At 43.9% G+C, this 19,469-nt stretch carries 23 protein-coding genes; 18 read left to right on the top strand and 5 right to left on the bottom strand.

Features of this window, described 5'->3' with window-relative positions:
- The first annotated feature begins 114 nt into the window (after positions 1-114).
- The 5 genes from qoxA to E4663_RS07620 are packed head-to-tail and all read left to right on the top strand — an operon-like array spanning position 115 to position 4,217.
- On the top strand, positions 115-1,053 hold the full coding sequence (gene qoxA, locus E4663_RS07640; RefSeq protein WP_079480243.1) for a cytochrome aa3 quinol oxidase subunit II: 939 nt from the start codon (positions 115-117) through the stop codon (positions 1,051-1,053).
- 17 nt (positions 1,054-1,070) lie between these two features.
- Positions 1,071-3,011, top strand: a complete 1,941-nt coding sequence (gene qoxB, locus E4663_RS07635) for a cytochrome aa3 quinol oxidase subunit I (protein ID WP_135327146.1) — start codon at positions 1,071-1,073, stop codon at positions 3,009-3,011.
- Between the two features lies 1 nt (position 3,012).
- Positions 3,013-3,618, top strand: coding sequence for a cytochrome aa3 quinol oxidase subunit III (qoxC, locus tag E4663_RS07630; protein WP_135327145.1), 606 nt, complete (start codon positions 3,013-3,015; stop codon positions 3,616-3,618).
- Position 3,619: 1 nt separating this feature from the next.
- A complete protein-coding gene (qoxD, locus tag E4663_RS07625) occupies positions 3,620-3,982 on the top strand; it encodes a cytochrome aa3 quinol oxidase subunit IV (protein ID WP_079480240.1) in 363 nt (120 codons plus the stop codon).
- Positions 3,983-4,007: 25 nt separating this feature from the next.
- Entirely contained in the window at positions 4,008-4,217 is a 210-nt protein-coding gene (locus tag E4663_RS07620) for a hypothetical protein (protein WP_079480239.1), read from the top strand.
- A 46-nt stretch (positions 4,218-4,263) separates the two neighbouring features.
- On the opposite strand, the gene E4663_RS07615 is transcribed toward E4663_RS07620, so the two are convergent.
- Together E4663_RS07615 and E4663_RS07610 are read right to left on the bottom strand one after the other, a co-directional pair.
- Positions 4,264-4,548: a hypothetical protein gene (locus E4663_RS07615; protein ID WP_079480238.1), complete on the bottom strand. Its 285-nt coding sequence runs from the start codon at positions 4,546-4,548 to the stop codon at positions 4,264-4,266.
- Between the two features lie 270 nt (positions 4,549-4,818).
- A complete protein-coding gene (locus tag E4663_RS07610) occupies positions 4,819-6,354 on the bottom strand; it encodes a histidine kinase N-terminal 7TM domain-containing diguanylate cyclase (protein WP_158290447.1) in 1,536 nt (511 codons plus the stop codon).
- Positions 6,355-6,514: 160 nt separating this feature from the next.
- On the opposite strand from E4663_RS07610, the gene E4663_RS07605 reads away from it, so the two are divergent.
- Entirely contained in the window at positions 6,515-6,820 is a 306-nt protein-coding gene (locus E4663_RS07605) for a hypothetical protein (protein ID WP_079480236.1), read from the top strand.
- Between the two features lie 78 nt (positions 6,821-6,898).
- Here E4663_RS07605 and E4663_RS07600 read toward each other — a convergent pair whose 3' ends face one another.
- Positions 6,899-7,279 carry an SET domain-containing protein gene (locus tag E4663_RS07600; RefSeq protein ID WP_079480235.1) on the bottom strand — a complete coding sequence of 127 codons (381 nt, stop codon included), beginning with the start codon at positions 7,277-7,279 and terminating at the stop codon, positions 6,899-6,901.
- Positions 7,280-7,425: 146 nt separating this feature from the next.
- On the opposite strand from E4663_RS07600, the gene E4663_RS07595 reads away from it, so the two are divergent.
- Both E4663_RS07595 and E4663_RS07590 read left to right on the top strand, forming a co-directional pair.
- Complete coding sequence (locus E4663_RS07595; RefSeq protein WP_158290446.1) at positions 7,426-7,857, top strand: Hsp20/alpha crystallin family protein; 432 nt, start codon at positions 7,426-7,428, stop codon at positions 7,855-7,857.
- A gap of 45 nt (positions 7,858-7,902) precedes the next feature.
- A complete protein-coding gene (locus tag E4663_RS07590) occupies positions 7,903-8,199 on the top strand; it encodes a YuzC family spore coat inner layer protein (protein WP_079480233.1) in 297 nt (98 codons plus the stop codon).
- A 101-nt stretch (positions 8,200-8,300) separates the two neighbouring features.
- Here E4663_RS07590 and E4663_RS07585 read toward each other — a convergent pair whose 3' ends face one another.
- Positions 8,301-9,569: an NCS2 family permease gene (locus E4663_RS07585; RefSeq protein WP_079480232.1), complete on the bottom strand. Its 1,269-nt coding sequence runs from the start codon at positions 9,567-9,569 to the stop codon at positions 8,301-8,303.
- 334 nt (positions 9,570-9,903) lie between these two features.
- Here E4663_RS07585 and sdaAB point away from each other — a divergent pair, with 334 nt between their 5' ends.
- The 10 genes from sdaAB (at position 9,904) to rnc (ending at position 19,039) form a co-directional block, all read left to right on the top strand.
- Positions 9,904-10,566, top strand: a complete 663-nt coding sequence (sdaAB, locus tag E4663_RS07580) for an L-serine ammonia-lyase, iron-sulfur-dependent subunit beta (RefSeq protein ID WP_135327143.1) — start codon at positions 9,904-9,906, stop codon at positions 10,564-10,566.
- Between the two features lie 12 nt (positions 10,567-10,578).
- Positions 10,579-11,463: an L-serine ammonia-lyase, iron-sulfur-dependent, subunit alpha gene (sdaAA, locus tag E4663_RS07575; RefSeq protein ID WP_135327142.1), complete on the top strand. Its 885-nt coding sequence runs from the start codon at positions 10,579-10,581 to the stop codon at positions 11,461-11,463.
- 5 nt (positions 11,464-11,468) lie between these two features.
- Positions 11,469-13,505: an ATP-dependent DNA helicase RecG gene (gene recG, locus E4663_RS07570; protein WP_135327587.1), complete on the top strand. Its 2,037-nt coding sequence runs from the start codon at positions 11,469-11,471 to the stop codon at positions 13,503-13,505.
- A gap of 210 nt (positions 13,506-13,715) precedes the next feature.
- Positions 13,716-14,606 carry a S66 peptidase family protein gene (locus E4663_RS07565; protein WP_241657125.1) on the top strand — a complete coding sequence of 297 codons (891 nt, stop codon included), beginning with the start codon at positions 13,716-13,718 and terminating at the stop codon, positions 14,604-14,606.
- Between the two features lie 90 nt (positions 14,607-14,696).
- Positions 14,697-15,257 (top strand): transcription factor FapR, encoded by a 561-nt coding sequence (fapR, locus tag E4663_RS07560; RefSeq protein WP_079480227.1) that lies wholly within the window; start codon positions 14,697-14,699, stop codon positions 15,255-15,257.
- A 15-nt stretch (positions 15,258-15,272) separates the two neighbouring features.
- Complete coding sequence (gene plsX, locus E4663_RS07555) at positions 15,273-16,274, top strand: phosphate acyltransferase PlsX (protein WP_135327140.1); 1,002 nt, start codon at positions 15,273-15,275, stop codon at positions 16,272-16,274.
- Entirely contained in the window at positions 16,275-17,216 is a 942-nt protein-coding gene (gene fabD / locus E4663_RS07550) for an ACP S-malonyltransferase (protein WP_079480225.1), read from the top strand. It begins immediately after the preceding gene.
- Positions 17,216-17,956: a 3-oxoacyl-[acyl-carrier-protein] reductase gene (gene fabG, locus E4663_RS07545; protein ID WP_079480224.1), complete on the top strand. Its 741-nt coding sequence runs from the start codon at positions 17,216-17,218 to the stop codon at positions 17,954-17,956. The genes fabD and fabG overlap by 1 nt, the downstream gene beginning before the upstream one ends.
- Positions 17,957-18,038: 82 nt before the next feature.
- Complete coding sequence (gene acpP / locus E4663_RS07540; RefSeq protein WP_079480223.1) at positions 18,039-18,272, top strand: acyl carrier protein; 234 nt, start codon at positions 18,039-18,041, stop codon at positions 18,270-18,272.
- An 80-nt stretch (positions 18,273-18,352) separates the two neighbouring features.
- The gene (gene rnc / locus E4663_RS07535) at positions 18,353-19,039 is read left to right on the top strand and encodes a ribonuclease III (RefSeq protein WP_079480222.1); all 687 of its coding nucleotides are present in this window, start codon (positions 18,353-18,355) and stop codon (positions 19,037-19,039) included.
- A 90-nt stretch (positions 19,040-19,129) separates the two neighbouring features.
- Here rnc and E4663_RS07530 read toward each other — a convergent pair whose 3' ends face one another.
- Positions 19,130-19,354, bottom strand: a complete 225-nt coding sequence (locus tag E4663_RS07530) for a DUF1128 domain-containing protein (protein ID WP_079480221.1) — start codon at positions 19,352-19,354, stop codon at positions 19,130-19,132.
- Between the last annotated feature and the right edge of the window lie 115 nt (positions 19,355-19,469).

The following is a 19,469-nucleotide window of genomic DNA, read 5'->3' as shown; positions in this document are numbered from 1 at the left end:
ACAACTTTGAAGACGACAAATTTTGATATAATCAATCAAGTCCAAGTGTGGGGTACCAGCATGGTTTACATCACTACTTAATTAAAAACTGTTTGTTAGGAGGGTTGAAACCCAATGAAATTTAAACCACTTCCGAAATGGTTAGGGTTACTTCCACTAAGTTTAATAATATTTTTAAGCGGATGTGGACAAATGACTGTTCTCAATCCGAAGGGGCCAGTTGCACAAAGTCAGTACGATCTGATTATGTACTCCCTCTGGTTCATGTTGGGAATTATCGTCGTAGTTTTTGGGTTGTTTCTATATATGGTTGTGAAGTATAGGGACCGTCCGGGACGCGATGAAAGTGACTACGACCCGAATCTTCATGGAAATACCATGATTGAGATTGTATGGACAGTCATTCCTTTAATTATTATCGTTCTATTGTCTGTACCGACTGTTACAACATTGTTCGACCTTGAAGAACCACCTGTTACAGAGAATCAGACGACAGAAGAACCACTCGTCATTCACGCAACGACTGCCGATTGGAAATGGTTCTTCAGCTATCCGGAACAAGGAATTGAAACTGTGAACTACTTACACATTCCGACAGATCGTCCGATAGAATTCAAGCTGACTTCTGCCGATGCGATGACAGCTCTATGGATTCCAGCTCTCGGGGGGCAAAAATACAATATGGCAGGTATGATGACCAAATTGTATCTTCAAGCGGATGAAGAGGGCGTCTACGATGGACGAAACTCGAACTTCAACGGTGAAGGATTCGCTGCCCAAACATTTAAAGTACATGCAGAGAGTGAGGACAACTTCAATGCATGGGTAGAAGACATAAAAAATGAATCTCCTGAGCTGACAATGGATCAGTACAACGAGCTACTGAAGCCAGGTCTAACGGAGAAAATGTCGTTCTCTTCTACGCACTTAGAATATGTTCAACACCATTCAAACGAAGGTATGGGATATACCGTTGAACGATTCCGTGAGCTATACGGTGAAAAATTACACTTAGATGCGGATGAAGTGGAACACCAAGAAACATTTGATTAAGAAAGCAGGTGAAAGAGATGGCTTTAGACGAATTTTTTGTCACAGGTGAACCCTTAATATACGCCGGTATGGTCTCCATCGCATTGGTTACCTCCGCTATTATTTTCCTTTTGACTTACTTCAAAAAATGGGGTTGGCTATGGCGTGAATGGTTGACGACCGTCGACCATAAGAAAATTGGTATTATGTACATCTTAAGTGCATTAGTCATGTTGTTCCGTGGTGGAGCAGATGCCTTAATGATGAGAACACAGCTTGCATTTCCAGGACTTGAGTTCCTAGATTCGCAGCACTATAACGAGATCTTTACAACACACGGGACGGTTATGATCATTTTCATGGCAATGCCGTTCTTAATTGGACTTATGAACATTATTGTACCGCTTCAAATCGGAGCGCGGGACTTCGCTTTCCCATTTGTCAACGCGGTTAGTTTCTGGGCATTCTTCCTAGGGGCGATGCTATTTAACATCTCCTTCGTAATCGGAGGATCTCCGGATGCTGGTTGGACAAGCTACACGCCGCTTGCCGGAGCAGCCATGAGTCCAGGTCCAGGACAGAACTTCTACCTTATGGGCTTACAGCTATCAGGTATTGGTACATTAGCCACAGGTATTAACTTAATGGTTACGATTCTGAAGATGCGTGCTCCTGGAATGAAATTGTTCCATATGCCGATCTTCACATGGTCTACACTCGTGACATGTTTCATTATTGTGTTTGCGTTCCCGATCCTTACAGTAGCGCTGGCACTTATGACGATTGACCGTATCTTCGGAGCTCAGTTCTTTACATTAACCGGAGAAGGATTACCTATGATGTGGGCAAACCTCTTCTGGATGTGGGGCCACCCTGAAGTATATATCGTAATATTACCTGCCTTTGGAATATTCTCTGAAGTAATCGCAACATTTGCTAAGAAACGCTTGTTCGGTTACAACGCAATGGTCTGGTCTATGATCATCATTGCTTTGTTAAGCTTCCTAGTATGGGTTCACCACTTCTTCACAATGGGAGCAGGTGCCTTCGTCAACTCCGTATTCTCTGTGTCTACGATGTTGATCGCAGTTCCAACTGGGGTGAAGATATTCAACTGGCTCGCGACCTTGTACAAATCGAGAATCGAGTTCACCGTACCTATGCTTTGGTCCCTTGCCTTCATCCCTAGTTTCATTCTAGGCGGGGTAACAGGAGTTATGCTTGGTATGGCAGCAGCGGACTATCAGTTCCACAACTCTTATTTCTTGATCGCACACTTCCACTACGTTCTGATTGCTGGTACAGTATTTGCCTGCTTCGCAGGTCTTGTGTACTGGTATCCTAAGATGTTCGGTCATAAGATGAACGAACGTATTGGTAAATGGGCATTCTGGTTATTCTTGATCGGATTCCATATCTGTTTCTTCCCGCAATATTTCTTGGGATTAGATGGAATGCCGCGTCGCTTGTTCATTACGAACATCGCAGAGTGGTTGCCATTGAACGTTATCTCTACAGTCGGAGCATTCGGAATGGGTGCTGGATTCGCTGTATTTGTCTTTAATATCTATTACAGCTATCGTTACAGTGAGCGTGAGAAGACTGGCGACGCATGGGGCCATGGCCGTACGCTTGAATGGTCTACTACAACTCCAGTTCCTTTCTATAACTTTGCAACTGTACCGTATGTAGATGAAATTGATCCTTATGTACGTATGAAAGAAGAAGGCAAAACGACCTTTGATGAGAAGAAACTCAAACCGATTCATATGCCGAGTTATTCTGGCCAACCGATCATCATGATGAGTTTCTTTGCACTTGCAAGTTTTGCTCTTGTCTTTGAGTGGATTCCTCTGGCAATTGCCGGGTTACTCGGTGGAGTAGCTTGCATGGCCTTTAGATCCTTCGATTATGACGACGGCTATTATGTACAAGTAGACGAAATCAAGCGCACTGAGCGTAAAGCAAGGGGGTTATAAGATGTCTGCAGAAGAACGAACAACTGGACCGTTAGAGTATCGAACAGAAGCGGGGAGGATGAGTATCCTTGGATTTTGGATCTTCCTAGGTGCCGAGGTCGTCTTGTTCGCGACATTATTTGCGACTTACGCGGTCTTATTCGGTCGAACAGCCGATGCACCACACCCGGCTGAATTATTCGAGCCAAGCATGACTCTTATCATGACCTTCTTGCTTTTAACCAGTAGTTTCACTTGTGGTATTGCCATTCATGAAATGAGAAGAGGCAATGCGAAAGGGCTTGCTACATGGCTCATTATTACACTTCTACTAGGTTTAGGTTTCCTTGGAGCTGAGATTTACGAGTTTGTTCACTACGTACACGAAGGAGCGACATTGCCGTCAAGTGCTTATTGGTCTTCCTTCTTTGTACTGGCTGGTACCCACGGACTGCACGTTACCTTGGGTATCGGGTGGGCAACGTTACTACTCATTCAATTAGCTAGACGTGGTCTAACAAATGTAACGAGTCGTAAATTCTTCATCGTCAGCCTTTACTGGCACTTCTTGGATGTCGTTTGGATCTTTATCTTCACAGGTATCTACTTGATAGGGATGGTGATCTAACATGGCAAATACGAAGAAGAGAATACCGACACAACACGTTATCGGGTTCTTGCTGTCGCTTGTGATGACACTTGTAGCAGCGTGGGCTGTAATTGGATCAGACCTGCCGAAAATGTGGGTAATAATCAGTATTTTGATTCTTGCACTATTACAAGCAGGGGTGCAATTGTTCATGTTCATGCACATTACGGAAGAATCCAGTGATGGTGGTCACGTACCTTGGAATATGATGTTTCACGGATTTGCGTTAGCTGCTATACTAGTAGCTGGGTCATTATTCACGATGTCTTTCGGATTCGATCACGGAGATATGGACATGGACGATGGTCATAAACAAGAACAACACAGTGAGCATAGCGAATAGAGAAAACGGTAGAGGGGGAATGAATATGGAACAGAAACAACTTCAGAATAACCAACCACCTGTGTGGCCATGGAAACATCTTTTAGGGTTCGTGCTTTGTATTGCGCTAACCGCGTTCTCCCTTACTGGTTATCTTTATTCTGCCTATGAACCGAAAATATTACTCATCATCATTTCAGTTCTTGCTTTTTCGCAAGCGCTCATTCAACTATTTCGCTTGCAACCGCAGGATTAGATAAAAAAGCCCTCTCCGAGTCGGAGAGGGCTTTTTTTATGTTTGATTATTCGACGATTTCTTTAAGGGTTTCTTTGAAACCAGGGCTTTCTTTTACCATTGCGATGATGAACATCACCCAAGCTACCTCAGCACCTACAAGGCCTAGATAGAACATGCCCCAAGTTGGTGAGAAAGCGGCAGGTGTAGTATAGAACAGCACTTGGAAGTAATAAACCCACATTCCTACTAAAAGCACTGTCTGTGCTACAGCGAAAGATGGTTTTTTTAGTTGTAAAAATAAGAATGGAGCAACCGTTGACAAAAGCATGAACATTAACATAATACCCATGAGTAACAACTCCTTTATAGCTTCAAAATGTAAGCGTTATCTTATGATATCTCTATTGTAACAAAAAAATCACGATTTGGACACAAATTGTTCATATTTAATTCAAAAACAGGCTTGTTTCCCAATAACTGGCTGAATTGCTATCTAGTCTAATGCTTGAAGCTCCGGATAAGTTACTTACATCAGAAGTATTATCTATAGGTTATTCAAAAAAGAACCGATCATCAGTCAAGATGATCGGTTCTTTGGCTTACGGAGTATTGGAATTGCTTAAGACCTTTGTCCAGAGGATTGCTTTATACAAATACGATCTCGTCCCTCTTGTTTAGCTTCGTACATCGCTTCATCTGCCAGTTGATATGCCTTTTCAAACGAATCACCTGGCTGTACTTCGTAAATTCCCACACTAACGGATACTTCTTCTTCGATTAGAGAGTCGATAATGGAGCTGTCTTCTTTTAATTCCCGTTGGAACTTTTCGATCTGACAAACGGCATCTACAGTTTTTTCATAAGACAGAATACCGAACTCTTCTCCTCCCAAACGAGTCAAGGTAGCTACAGGAAAATGAAGTTTCATCAACTGAGATAGATAAATAAGAACTTTGTCTCCGACTATGTGGCCGTACCGGTCATTGAAGCGTTTGAAGTGATCGATGTCGAGTAAAATAAAACAGGCGGAATGGTTGTTCACATTGTGATATTGCTCGATGAATGCTCTTCTGTTCGTTAACTTGGTCAAAGCATCCATTTCGGCCATTTTCGTTAGCTGATGTTCTATTTCTTTCTTATAGGTAATATCTTTCCAAACGACAAGTCGGATATAGTTAGACTTCTTACCGAGTTTCGTCACCGTAACATCGTAATATTGATCGTCTTTGGAGAATTCAAAAGTGGTGTTCGCATCTTTATTTAATGCTTCAAGCAAAGGAGTGGCACCTTCGAAAACGGTACTTGCGGAGTGGTGGAGGATTTCTTTTTCGCAGTCTCCTGCTCCGTATAAACGCTTCATCATGTCATACCCGGCATGATTTATTTCTATCACTTTCTCTTGTTGGTCGATCAGGAAGATGCATTCTGAAAGGTTTTCAATCACTTCCTGACGAGATACGGGCCAGACTGCATTAAAATCCATGCGCTTATTGACCAATATCAAAAAGAGTGCCATTGAACTGTAAGAAAGTGCATATGTTCCAGGGATCTCAATGCCGAGTGTCGGAATCGTAATGATTGATATGATAGGTATAGCTATGATGGCAGCTGATAACCAATGGGTTCTTCTGTAGTTCTTAGGTACGTCAAACATATTACGAACCAACATGGAGATGGTGATGATGGAAAGTACGAATGGGTATGTTCCAAAGAAGGCATTTAGAAACGTAGAATCAACAGATACTTCCGTGTAATTCCAAACCTTTTCTATGGTAACACCTTTTCTCATCAAGCCGTGATACGAGTCAGTAAGGATAAGAACGATATCAATGAAAGAAGGGATTAGAAGTACCCCTATTAACTTTAGCGTCTGCTTAGGTGCCTCTTGATGCAATTCTTTAGCATACCCTAAGAGGAATACAGGGGTAAGGACCAACGCGATTTGTTGAACGTTGCGGAGCTCGATCATGAGGGTAGGGGAATCTATGACTAATTCGAGAACAGTCAAAATTATAAACATACCGGATAGACCTGCAGTAATGGAAAGTAGAGTCCTGGATAATTTTCTAGGTGGTTTTAACAGGGCTATGGATAGATAAATGCCGCTTATCCCTATAAATGTTAATAAAAATGTATATGGGTCGAACCAGTTCATATTCATCCTCCGTCTGACTCAGTATTCTCTTTATCGTAACACAGCCTTTAGAATTATGAATGAAAATTATTTCTTAATAGACCTGTTACATTTTTACTGTTCTCACACTAATTAGACTCATGTTATTATGGTTACTTCCGTTCAAAAAGGAGGGGAAGTGATGGTTAGTGGGATTATACATAATGCACTTATTATTATTCATGCTTTGATGTCTATATTTGGTTTACTTGCAGCTAATGCTTCAGAGAAATCTATTATTACTGACAGGGTGAATAAGTATCTGTTTATGATCATCAGTTTGTTATATAGCTTTTTTGGTGTTGGAATTGTTTATGGATTGATCATCAGCACAAATTGGTCAGATAAGATGAAGAATGTGCAAGTTTTCGGCATGGTGTTAAGCTTTCTTTTTATACAGATATTGGTTTATCGTGTGCTCAATCACTTTGACATCACAGAGGAATAGTAATAGTTGATTTCACACAACTTAACTAAAAGAAAAGAAAGCAATTTAAAAAAGATCCGTCCATATGGACGGATCTTTTTAATCTTCTTTATCAAACCAAAGCGGATCGTCGATATCGACATCCCCATTATAGTTAATAAAGATTTGCTCATCTTTTTCAATATCGCGATATGCGTAAAAATCGAAAGTGTGCGTTTCGAAATTAATCCGGTATTCAGCATTAGGCTCATAAGAGTGGTTGAACATCATACCATACCCTAGTACAAAAGCGCTATGATTCTCGCCGTATTCAAATGCATAATCGGCAAGCATCGTCTTTTCGATATGCTGATGCTCCTCATTCGGATAAGGAATTACTGGAGCTTGATGAATCAGTTCGCCTTTTGGTATCTCTTTGGTTGCGAAGACACCACGAGCCAAATCATCATTTTCTAAAGATGAAGATCTTAATTCGATCACGTTGCATCACCTGCGCTTTCTTGATAGTTCTCATCCTGTAACAGTGTGACAGGAATAGACAAAGAACGCAACTTAAATTGTAACTTACGACTAACGAATCGCCATTCTTTACATATAGTAATAAAAAAACATCACGGGGGATGAACATGAAGTCAAGAAAAGATTTGCAACTGTTTGATGATGCATTCTACGATATTGTTCGAGCTATGGATTCTTACATGAACCAATCGATTGGAAAACTTCGTGACTACTTTGCGGAAATCGACGTGAATATGTATGAAACCGAAACAGATGTTGTTGTAGAAGCTTATCTGCCTGGGTACGACCGTAGCCAAATACAAATTGAAATATTAGGACACCAACTTCGAATTGCGGCTGAAAAATCGACCTCGCAGGAAATACGGAACGACCAATACGGCTCATTCAATAAAGAACAGTCTAGGAAGAAAGTGGAGCGTTATATCAGCTTTCCTTTTACCATTTCAGAGCCACATACTAAAGCATCTATAGAAGGTGACATTCTCAAAATAACAACGCCGAGGATGAAGCAGGAAACCCGTTACTTAGATATCGAATAAGGGGTCACCCCCCTTTTTTTACATAAAGGAGAGAGGTGTAAGGTTATGTATCCATATTACCGGCCATTACCACCTGTAAACCCTGATCAGTTCGCTTCGTCTGCAAAAGAAATGGAACAGGTGCTGAAAGAAGGAAGGACGATCACAAAAAAAGTGGAGGATTCGACGTCTTTTGCCTCTTCCCTAATGACTGCTGCTCAACAATCCAATTATGAGGAAGTCAAGCGATTAATAAAGACGCTAGCTGTTTCTTCAAAAGTCGATGTCACTTTCACTCCGGATTCTCTTAAGGTGAAACTGAACAGACAGGATTCTAAGCTGACACTGACCTATAGGTGGTAACTATTCTCTAAAGGGATCTATTGAGGGAGTAAAACAATCAACCGAGTGGAGTTTCCATGAAATAGAAAAAACCTTCTCCAGCCAGGAGAAGGTTTTTTTCATTAGTGCCCGAGCGAGCGCATGATAAATTCAATGAGAAAGACCATGGCGATGAGTACGACAGGCGTCGAGAGCTCTCGTTGTTTTCCAATCGCGAACTTTACGATCGGATAGGCGATGAACCCGAAGGCCATCCCATCTGCAATCGAGTACGTGAACGGAATCATTACGATGATCAAGAATGCTGGCATCGCTTCTGTCAAATCATGAAGCGGAATTTCTTTGATGTTCTGCACCATTAGCGCCCCGACAATAATTAGAATCGGTGCAATGGCAGTCGATGGTACCATCGAAATCCACGGAATGAACAATAGTGTACCAAGGAAAAGTACCCCCATTGTCAAAGCAGCGCGACCAGATTTACCTCCAGATGCAATGACAGCTGCACTCTCTGCGGAGGATACGGTCGGGGAAGTCCCGAAGAAACCGCTCATGATCGATGCGAATGCCGTTGCTTGATAGGAACGCTTGAATTTGTTTTCCTGTTCAAGCATGTTGAGCTGACCATGAATCAGCCCCATGTTCTCGAAAATCAGGACAATCGCTAGCGGAAAGACAGCCATCCAAAAGCCAAAGCTTGTAATGGCACTGAAGTCCGGCATGAATACCCACGATTGTTCTTCAAGCGAAATCATATTGCCTCGGTCGTTAAGAACACCCGTGAACGCAGCAATAATCGTTCCTGCAATCATGGTGACGAGAAAGTTGCCTGGAACATTTCTTGTGAAAAGAAAAATTCCAATGAACAACGTCAGTAAGCTCGTGATCACGATTGCGGAGGATGGATTACCTAGTGTAATCAAAGAATGCTCGCCACGTACGACGAGTCCTCCTTTTTCCAACCCGATCAATGTAAGGAATAGACCGAGACCAACCGTGATAGCATGCTTCAATGAATCAGGTATAGCGACTTTTAACCAGTCACCGAGTCTAGTAAAGGCAGTCACAATGAATAATAGACCTGCTACAATTACGACGGCAAGACCTTGACTGAAGTCTAGTCCTGTCCCTTCTACGATTGAATAAGCAAATAGAGCATTCACACCCATTCCAGGAATGAGAACCATCGGCGCGTTCGCGTACATGGCCATGATCAAACAGCCTACAGCGCTGGCAAGGATTGTGGCGACCATCCCGCTCTCAAGCGGAAGGCCTGCGCTTTCAAGGATCTGACTGTTGACAGCAACGATGTAAACCGTTGTGAAATAGCCGATCAAGCCAGCCATAAATTCCTTTTTCCAGCTGAGGTTGTTGTTATGCTGATTGAGCATTTGAATCTCCTCTATGAAATTATCCCTCTCCCGCCCGGTTACCGAGTAACCCACAAGATTCTATTTTACATACCGACTATAAAAATAGCAACCGGTGCAGACGATCATTTCATGGATTGTCCACTCATCGCGCACAACTAACTCCTTCCTATAAACTCAAGGGACACCCTATTTGGAACTTTATCAATCCCACTATAATACAGTGGTTGATTATCCTTCATTCCTTTACAGAAAAACAACACAAATTACTAATCTTTATGTTAGAATAAATCAGGAACCAACACACACGTAAACGCTTTCTTGTTTGATTAGTAGAAAAGGGAAGGTGAAGGTTATGAAATATCGTTCAGTTTTCGATATTATCGGACCGGTCATGATTGGACCGTCCAGTTCACATACAGCTGGCGCAGCCCGTATCGGAAGAGCGGCACGTCACTTATTCGGAAGAGAACCGAAGTATGCACACGTTCATTTGTATGGATCGTTTGCAAAAACATATAAAGGTCACGGTACCGATGTTGCCATTATCGGAGGGCTGTTAGACTATGAGACGGATGATACAAGAATCAGCCAAGCTCTAGTAACCGCTCGTAAAAACGGCATGAAGGTACGCTTTCACGAAGAAGATGCCATTACCGATCATCCTAACACCGCTCGTTTAAAAATCGGAGATGACGATGGGGAACTTGAACTTGTCGGCATTTCAATCGGTGGTGGGAAAGCTGAAATAACAGAGCTTAACGGTTTTGAACTCAATTTATCTGGAGAACACCCGGCCATTTTGTTGATCCACAACGATCGTTTTGGGGCTATCGCTTCTTCTACAACGATTTTAGCAAAGCACGAAATCAATATCGGTCGGATGGAAGTGTCTCGTAAAGCGCAAGGAGAACAGGCATTAATGGTTATAGAAGTAGACCAGAATGTCGATGATGCCGTCTTAAATGAACTTGAACGCGCGGATCACATCATCCAAGTTGCAAAAATTTCTGAGTAAGGGGGACTAGGAATGTTTCGTAATGTAGCAGAATTAGTAGAACTCGCTGAGAGCGAGGACATTCAAATTTCCGAAGTCATGATTCGGCAAGAAATGGAAGTCAAACAACTGACGCGTGAACAAGTCGTCGGTCAAATGGAGAAGAACCTTGACGTTATGGAGAAAGCGATTGAAGATGGTTTGAAAGGGGTCAAGTCTCACAGTGGATTGACTGGTGGAGATGCGGTTCTCATCCAAGAATATATGAAGAACCATACGCCACTTTCCGGCAACCTTTTGATGGATGCTGTAAGTAAGGCGGTCGCAACCAACGAAGTAAATGCCGCGATGGGTACCATTTGTGCAACGCCAACGGCAGGAAGTGCCGGATGTGTGCCGGGAACGCTTTTTGCTGTGAAAAATCAATTGAACCCGACACGTGAACAAATGGTCCGCTACTTGTTCACATCCGGAGCATTCGGCTTCGTCGTAGCGAACAATGCTTCGATCTCAGGAGCTGCTGGTGGATGCCAGGCAGAGGTTGGTTCAGCTGCAGGGATGGCGGCAGCTGCAATTGTCGAAATGGCAGGTGGGACACCATCTCAGTCCGCTGAAGCTATGGCGATCACCTTGAAGAATATGCTTGGGCTGATCTGTGACCCTGTTGCTGGACTAGTGGAAGTACCATGCGTAAAACGAAATGCCATGGGAGCATCCAACGCCATTACAGCTGCTGACATGGCTCTTGCAGGAGTGACAAGCCGTATTCCGTGTGATGAAGTCATTGACGCAATGTATAAAGTCGGCCAGCGCATGCCATCTGCTTTCCGTGAAACGGCACAAGGTGGTTTAGCAGCGACACCAACGGGTAGAGAACTAGAAGCAAAAGTGTACGGAATTTCATTAGAGAAAGAGTGAATCACGTGTTACGTCAGCCAATCAGTGAAATCAAAGGTGTGGGTGCGAAGTTTCAAGAACAATTGAATGAACTCGGACTCTTCACAATCGAAGACTTACTATTCTATTTCCCATTTCGATACGACACCTATGAAACGAAAGAGTTGACCGAGTTGGCACATGATGAAAAAGCAACCATTGAAGGGCAGGTCGCCTCAGAGCCTGTCCTTAGCTTTTTTGGAAGAAAAAAATCTCGGTTGACTTTCACCCTACAGGTGGGGCAATTTGCCGTCAAAGCGGTGATGTTCAACCGCGCTTTCGCTAAGAAACAGTTGAATCCAGGGGACACAGTCACCCTCACTGGTAAATGGGATCAGCATCGACTCCAAATTACGGTCAGTCAATTCAAGAAAGGCGAAGCGAAGAGTCAAGAACCGATACAACCTGTTTATACATTGAAAGAAGGGGTGACCTTGCAGAGACTTCGTAAGGTCATCAAATCGGCAATCGATGAATATGTCGAGGAAGTTCCTGAGCTTCTGCCAGAAGAAATGCAGCTCTCCTATAAATTGCCGGAACGCCCTAAGGCGGTGCAGCAGATGCATTATCCGGAATGTAGAGTGCTTCTTAAGCATGCCAAGCGAAGATTCATCTATGAAGAATTCCTGATTTTTCAATTGAAAATGCAGCTCTTGAGAAAGCATCACCGGGAATCAACGACAGGTAATGCTCAAGGGTACAATAACGAGAAGTTGACAGATTTCGTTCAATCGCTTCCGTTTGAATTGACCGGGGCACAGAAGCGGTCCCTTGCAGACATTCTAAAAGATATGAAACAGCCGCATCGCATGAACCGCCTCCTGCAAGGGGACGTAGGTTCCGGGAAGACAGCCGTTGCTGCGATTGCGTTATACGCATCCATCACTGCTGGAAAACAAGGTTCTCTCATGGTACCGACAGAAATTTTGGCAGAACAGCATTACCAATCGCTTTCCGGTATGTTTGAAGGTATTGCGAATGTCGCCTTATTGACTGGGTCTATCAAGGGAAAAAGACGCCAAGAGATACTTCATTCTGTAGAGAATGGGGAAGTGGATATCTTGATTGGTACGCACGCCTTGATTCAGGATGAAGTCCTCTTTCAGGATCTCGGCTTCGTCATTGTAGATGAACAGCACCGTTTCGGTGTGAAACAGCGACGAGCTTTGCGAGATAAAGGGCTACATCCGGACGTACTGTTTATGACTGCTACTCCGATTCCTAGGACTCTTGCAATTACAGCATTCGGTGACATGGATGTATCAGTCATTGACGAAATGCCCGCTGGTAGAAAGCCTGTTGAAACCTACTGGGTCAAAGGGGAAATGACAAATCGAGTTCTATCTTTTATACAAAAAGAGATCGACGCCGGTCACCAAGCGTATGTAATCTGCCCATTGATAGAAGAATCGGACAAGCTTGATATTCAGAATGCTGTCGACTTGTACCACCAGCTCGCTTCCGTGTTTGAACCGAAAGTCCCTGTAGGACTCATGCACGGACGTCTACACAATGATGAAAAAGACGAAGTTATGCAGCAATTTGCAAAAAATGAAACGAAAATCCTTGTATCTACGACCGTCGTAGAGGTAGGGGTGAATGTGCCAAACGCTACGGTTATGGTTATTTATGACGCGGAGCGCTTCGGACTTTCACAACTCCACCAATTACGCGGTCGTGTAGGGCGTGGATCAGACCAAGCCTATTGTATTTTGCTAGCTGACCCTAAAGGGGATGTCGGCAAAGAGCGGATGCGGATCATGACAGAAACAACAGATGGTTTTGAGTTGTCTGAGCAAGACTTGAAGCTTCGTGGCCCAGGTGATTTTTTCGGTAAAAAGCAGAGTGGTATGCCGGAATTTAAAGTTGGAGATATGGTGCACGACTACCGGGCCCTTGAAACAGCCCGTAAAGACGCAGCAGAAATTATCCTTGAGGAGAAGCTAGAACAAGACAGAAAGTATCGTGTGCTCAAGGAAGAAGTGTACAAGGATAAATCTTTACTCGGGGATGTACTGGACTAGCGGTAAGGAACAACAGGTAGTTCCAAGGCCAGCTTAATGATTATTGTATTAGAATATCTTTAAGGAAAGAGCCCGTTTTTTATACGGGTTCTTTTTTTGTTGGGTGACCAATATTCTCGGTTTCAGCATCCTTGCATAAAGATGTACAAAACGCATGAGTGTCAAATGCGCATCTGAAGAGTGGGTGAGGATATGATTATTCCCGAAAGGTTGAAAAAGGGAGATACGATTGCAGTCATCGCACCGGCAGGACCACCGGACCCCGTGAAGTTGAGAGAAGGGTTAGAGTATTTCAAAGAAGTAGGTCTTTGTGTACAGTTTGGGCGTTTCTTATTTGATCAAGAAGGCTACTTAGCGGCCTCTGACCCAAAGCGTCTGGATGATTTTCATCAGGCCTTTGCTGATCCCTCCATTAAAGGCGTTATTTGTGTGAGAGGCGGGTATGGTACAGCAAGGATGGCTCCTTTTATCAACTACTCGCTAATCCGAAATAACCCAAAGGTGTTTTGGGGGTACAGCGACATCACTTATTTGCACGGAGCCATTCAGAAATTCAGTCGACTCTCAACATTTCATGGACCGATGATTGCGAGCGATTTGTTGGAGGAAAAACAAGTCAGTGACACAATCCGTTCATTCAATCAATTATTCGAACCTACAGAAGTTTGTTTTGACAACTCTCCCCAAACATTGAGCGTGCTGCAACATGGGATAGGGAGAGGCAGGCTTGTGGGTGGGAACCTGACGCTTGTTGCGGATTCGGTCGGCACACCTTACCAATGGGAGACGGAGAATTCTATTCTTTTACTAGAAGAAGTCTCAGAGCCCGTTTATCGTATTGATGCGATGCTGCAACAGTTGAAACAGGCAGGTGTATTCAGACATATACAGGGAGTGGTGCTGGGGGATTTCAACATGGGGGAAGAAGAGCCCACTGGATTAGAGAGGTTGTTCCGTGAGTTTTTCAGAAACTGCCCGTTCCCTGTATTGAAAGGGATCAAAGTCGGTCACTGCACCCCCAATTACGGGGTTCCACTGGGGGTGGAAGCATTCTTGTCTACTGCAAAACCTTGTTTCCGCATACAGCCTGGCGTATGTTAATCCTTGCGTAAATCGTTCAGGTATTATATATTACTATTAGTACCTAGTCATAAGGCGCGTGCTGGTTGGCTAACACGGACGGTGGAAGAAATGAAGAAGTCGAAAAGAGAGAGACAAGAAGAACTCAAGAAAACAATAGAAGCTTCCCCGTTCACAACGGATGAAGATTTGGCGAAACATTTTGATGTGAGTATTCAAACCATTCGACTCGATCGCATGGAGCTATCTATTCCGGAATTACGTGAACGGATCAAGTCTGTTGCGACCCAGGAGTGGAACGAAACAGTCAAAGCATTGCCGATTGAGGAAGTGATCGGGGAGGTAGTGGATCTTGAACTTGACATGCGTGCTATATCTATCTTTGATGTGAAGCCTGAGCATGTGTTCTCACGCAATCACATAGCGCGTGGTCACCACTTGTTTGCTCAGGCTAACTCGCTTGCTGTTGCGGTAATAAACGATGATTTGGCACTAACGGCTAAATCATCGATAGAATTTACACGACAGGTAAAGCTCGGGGAGCGAGTTGTCGCTAAAGCGAACGTTCTCGGAGAAGATGAAAAAGGGCGGACGATTGTAAAGGTCCAAAGTCTAGTTGGCCAGGAAGAAGTGTTCTCTGGCACGTTCGAGATGTATCGCTCGAATTTATAAAAGGAGATGGATGACATGAAGCTCGCAATAGATGCAATGGGTGGCGACAATGCGCCAGAGGCCATTGTCAAAGGAGCTGTCCTTGCGGCGAAAGAAATAAAAGGTCTTGAACTAACGCTTATTGGAGACCAAGATCAAATCAACCCTTATCTCAATGGAGAAGCTAATATTGAGGTCATACATACGACTGAGATGATTACAGGTGAGGATGAACCGGTGCGTGCAGTCAGAAGAAAGAAAAACGCCTCCATGGTTTTAATGGCGAAAGAAGTCCAAGAAGGTCGTGCGGATGGGTGCATCTCTGCTGGGAATACAGGAGCTCTCATGAGTGCTGGTTTATTTGTAGTGGGTCGAATGAACGGTGTGGATCGCCCTGCACTGAGCCCGACGTTACCTACACAGGACGGAAAAGGATTCTTGATGTTGGATGTTGGTGCGAACGTGGACGCAAAACCAAGCCATTTACTGCAATACGCAGTGATCGGTTCGATTTATGCAGAACAGGTACGTGGCATTAAGAAGCCTCGAGTAGGCCTTTTGAATGTTGGTACCGAAGAGGGGAAAGGAAGCGACTTAACAAAGAAAGCTTTCCAACTGATGCAGGACGCCCCTATCCATTTTGTTGGTAACGTAGAATCTCGCGACCTTCTGGAAGGTGTAGCGGATGTCGTTGTAACGGATGGATTCACAGGGAATGTCACCTTGAAAACGATAGAAGGAACAGCAATGACGATGTTCTCTATGATCAAGAAAACGTTCATGAGCAATTTCAAAACGAAGCTTGCAGCAGGGCTAGTTAAGAATGACCTTCGTACTTTGCGCGATCAACTTGATTATTCCGAGTATGGTGGTGCGGGCTTGTTCGGACTTTCCGCTCCAGTCATCAAGGCACATGGTTCTTCCAATGATCGTGCCGTTTTCAATGCCATTAAGCAAGCATGCCAAATGGTTGAACTGAACGTGACTTCAACGATTCAAGATACTTTAAATGATTTACAGAACAAGGAGGACGAATAAATGAAACGACTCGCTTTCGTATTCCCTGGACAAGGTTCCCAGGAAGTCGGTATGGGAAAAGCGATGTATGACGCTTATCCTTCTGTTAAGCAATTATTCGATGACGCAGATGAAGCCTTAGGGTATTCGCTTACGACCCTTATGTTTGAAGGACCGGCTGAAGAACTGACAAAAACAGAGAATGCACAACCGGCCCTTCTGTTAAACAGTGTGGCTATCCAAGAAGTGTTGAAACAGGAAGGTATATCCCCTCAAATGACAGCAGGACACAGTCTCGGGGAATACAGTGCACTTGTCGCAAGTGGAGCACTGGAACCACTCGAAGCTGTGAAACTTGTGCATCTGCGTGGAAAGTTGATGGAAGAAGCTTACCCGACCGGAAAAGGTACTATGGCTGCTGTACTTGGTCTTTCTCAAGAAGAGATCGCTTCCGTTATTGAAGGTTATGACAATGAGCTTGCGGTGGATCTCGCTAATATCAACTGTCCAGGACAGATTGTCATCTCAGGTACAAAAGCAGGTGTAGAACAGGCATCGGAGAAGCTATCAGAAGCAGGAGCGAAACGGGTGCTTCCGCTGAATGTAAGTGGACCATTCCATTCTCGTCTTATGAAGCCTGCAAGTGAGGACTTTGCGAATCATTTGTCTGACGTAAACGTAAAACAAGCTGATGTTCCAGTTTATGCCAATGTCACCGCAGAACCTGTAGAAGAAGCAGCGCTAATAGAAAAGCTGCTTGTCGAACAGCTATATTCTCCGGTTCGTTTCCAAGAAATATTGGAAGCTTTCGTCGAAAAAGATGTGGATGCGATTGTAGAAGTAGGACACGGCAAAGTGTTGAGCGGGCTCGTGCGTAAGGTGAAACGCCGCATGAAAACCTTCAACGTTCAAGATCCGGAATCCGTAGACGCTTTCACGAAATGGATTAAGGAGGAATCGTAATGTTGAATGAACAAGTAGCACTTGTTACAGGCGCTTCTCGCGGAATCGGACGCGCTATTGCCCTTGAGCTTGCTTCTAAGGGTGCTAAAGTAGCAGTCAACTATGCAGGAAGTGAAGACAAAGCAGAAGCTGTTGTTCAAGAAATCCTTGAACAAGGCGGACAAGCAATGAAAATACAGGCGAATGTCTCCTCTGAAGAAGATGTGAAGCGTATGGTGAAGTCAGTAGTCGATGAGTTCGGTCGTCTTGACATTCTCGTTAATAACGCTGGCATTACAAAGGACAACCTGCTGATGCGTATGAAAGAAGAAGAGTTCGACTCTGTCATTGATACGAACTTGAAAGGCGTATTCTTGTGTACGAAGGGCGTCACTCGTCAAATGATGAAGCAGAAATATGGACGGATCATTAACGTCGCTTCCATTGTCGGCGTGTCAGGTAACCCTGGTCAGGCTAACTACGTTGCTGCGAAAGCAGGCGTAATCGGCATGACGAAATCGAATGCAAAAGAGCTTGCGTCCCGTAATATCCAAGTCAATGCAGTAGCACCTGGTTACATTGCGACGGACATGACCGATGCGTTGACGGATGAGCAGCGTGAACAGATGCTAAGCCTAATCCCGTTAAGTCGCCTCGGTGAAGGGAAGGACGTGGCGAATGTCGTACGTTTCCTTGCTTCAGAGGATGCTGCTTATATGACTGGGCAGACGCTTCACGTTGATGGCGGAATGGTGATGTAAGATTCGCTGAAAACTGTCAAAATGCGTGCTTGCGCTCAAGCATAAAGTACTACTATAATTATTGAAGGGAGGTGAAGTTCCAATGGCAGAAACATTTGATCGCGTCAAGAAGATCATTGTAGATCGACTTGATGTTGAAGAATCTAAAGTAACTATGGAAGCTTCCTTCAAAGAAGATTTAGAAGCAGACTCTTTAGACGTAGTAGAGCTTGTAATGGAGCTTGAAGACGAGTTTGATATGGAAATCTCTGATGAAGAAGCTGAAAAGATTAATACAGTAGGCGACGCTGTGAATTACATAAGCAGCGTATCGTAATGGACAAGCTGTCTGCGAATTCGCGGGCAGCCTTTCCTGTATCTACTCGTTAAAATTTTGAGCAAAGGACAAGGTGATTTATGGATGGATTTTCAGGCTTTCAAAACAAAATAAATATCCAATTCAACGATGTTTCGTTGCTGGAACAGGCATTTACCCATTCATCTTATGTGAATGAGCATCGAAAAACGGATCGCCAGGATAATGAGCGCCTTGAGTTTCTTGGGGATGCTGTATTAGAACTAGGCGTTTCTCAGTATTTGTATCGTGAGTTTCCCGATATGGCTGAAGGGGAACTGACTAAGTTCCGTGCTTCCATCGTGTGCGAAATCTCACTCGTTCAATTTGCGAACGAACTGAACTTTCAGGATCTGATTTTACTAGGTAAAGGAGAAGAGCTGACAGGTGGTCGCAACCGTCCTGCATTGCTTGCAGACGTATTTGAGGCCTTCATTGGTGCTCTTTATTTGGACCAAGGGTTTGATGCCGTTGTCCGTTTTCTTGAAACCTATGTATATCCGAAAGTGAAAAAAGGTGCTTTTTCTCATGCGATGGATTTTAAGAGTCAGCTTCAAGAATACATTCAACGAGATAGAAACAGCAAAATTGAATACGAAATTGTGGAGGAACGTGGACCAGCGCATAGCCGTGAATTCATTGCCCACGTTCGCATTCAAGGTGAAACCGGAGGCATTGGAATCGGTCGGACAAAAAAAGAAGCCGAACAAAAAGCCGCTCAGCAAGCGCTTGAAAATCATGGCGCTTAACCGGAAGCAAAAAGGACCGTCCTGCATCAGGGCGGTCCTTTTTGTCCATAAAAAAACTCCAAGGCTTACAACCTCGGAGTTTTTAGGGGACTATGATTTACGATATTGGCCTAACTCTTGGACGAATGCCTGAATCTCAGACACACTGAGTTGACCTTTCATTTCCACTATATCGTGTAGGGATTTGATTTCCTCGTAATGATTGATGTCGTAGTCCTCTGGGTCCATGAGAGAGCGGTTGACGACTTGCAACTTCTCTGCCATGTCCTTAATGATGTAGGCAAGGTTTTCTTCGGTAGCTTGTTCTAAACTCAAAGACGGTTCCTCCTAACGAAACGAAACTATTACATATGATAGGATACTTTGGGTGATATGAAAAGACTTGATGAGAAAAAAGACCACTGAATTGTGCGTCATTGTATGATAAAAT

It is taken from the genome of Halobacillus salinus (assembly GCF_004684905.1).
GTDB lineage: Bacteria > Bacillota > Bacilli > Bacillales > Halobacillaceae > Halobacillus > Halobacillus salinus.
This window is presented reverse-complemented; position numbering and strand designations above follow the sequence as displayed.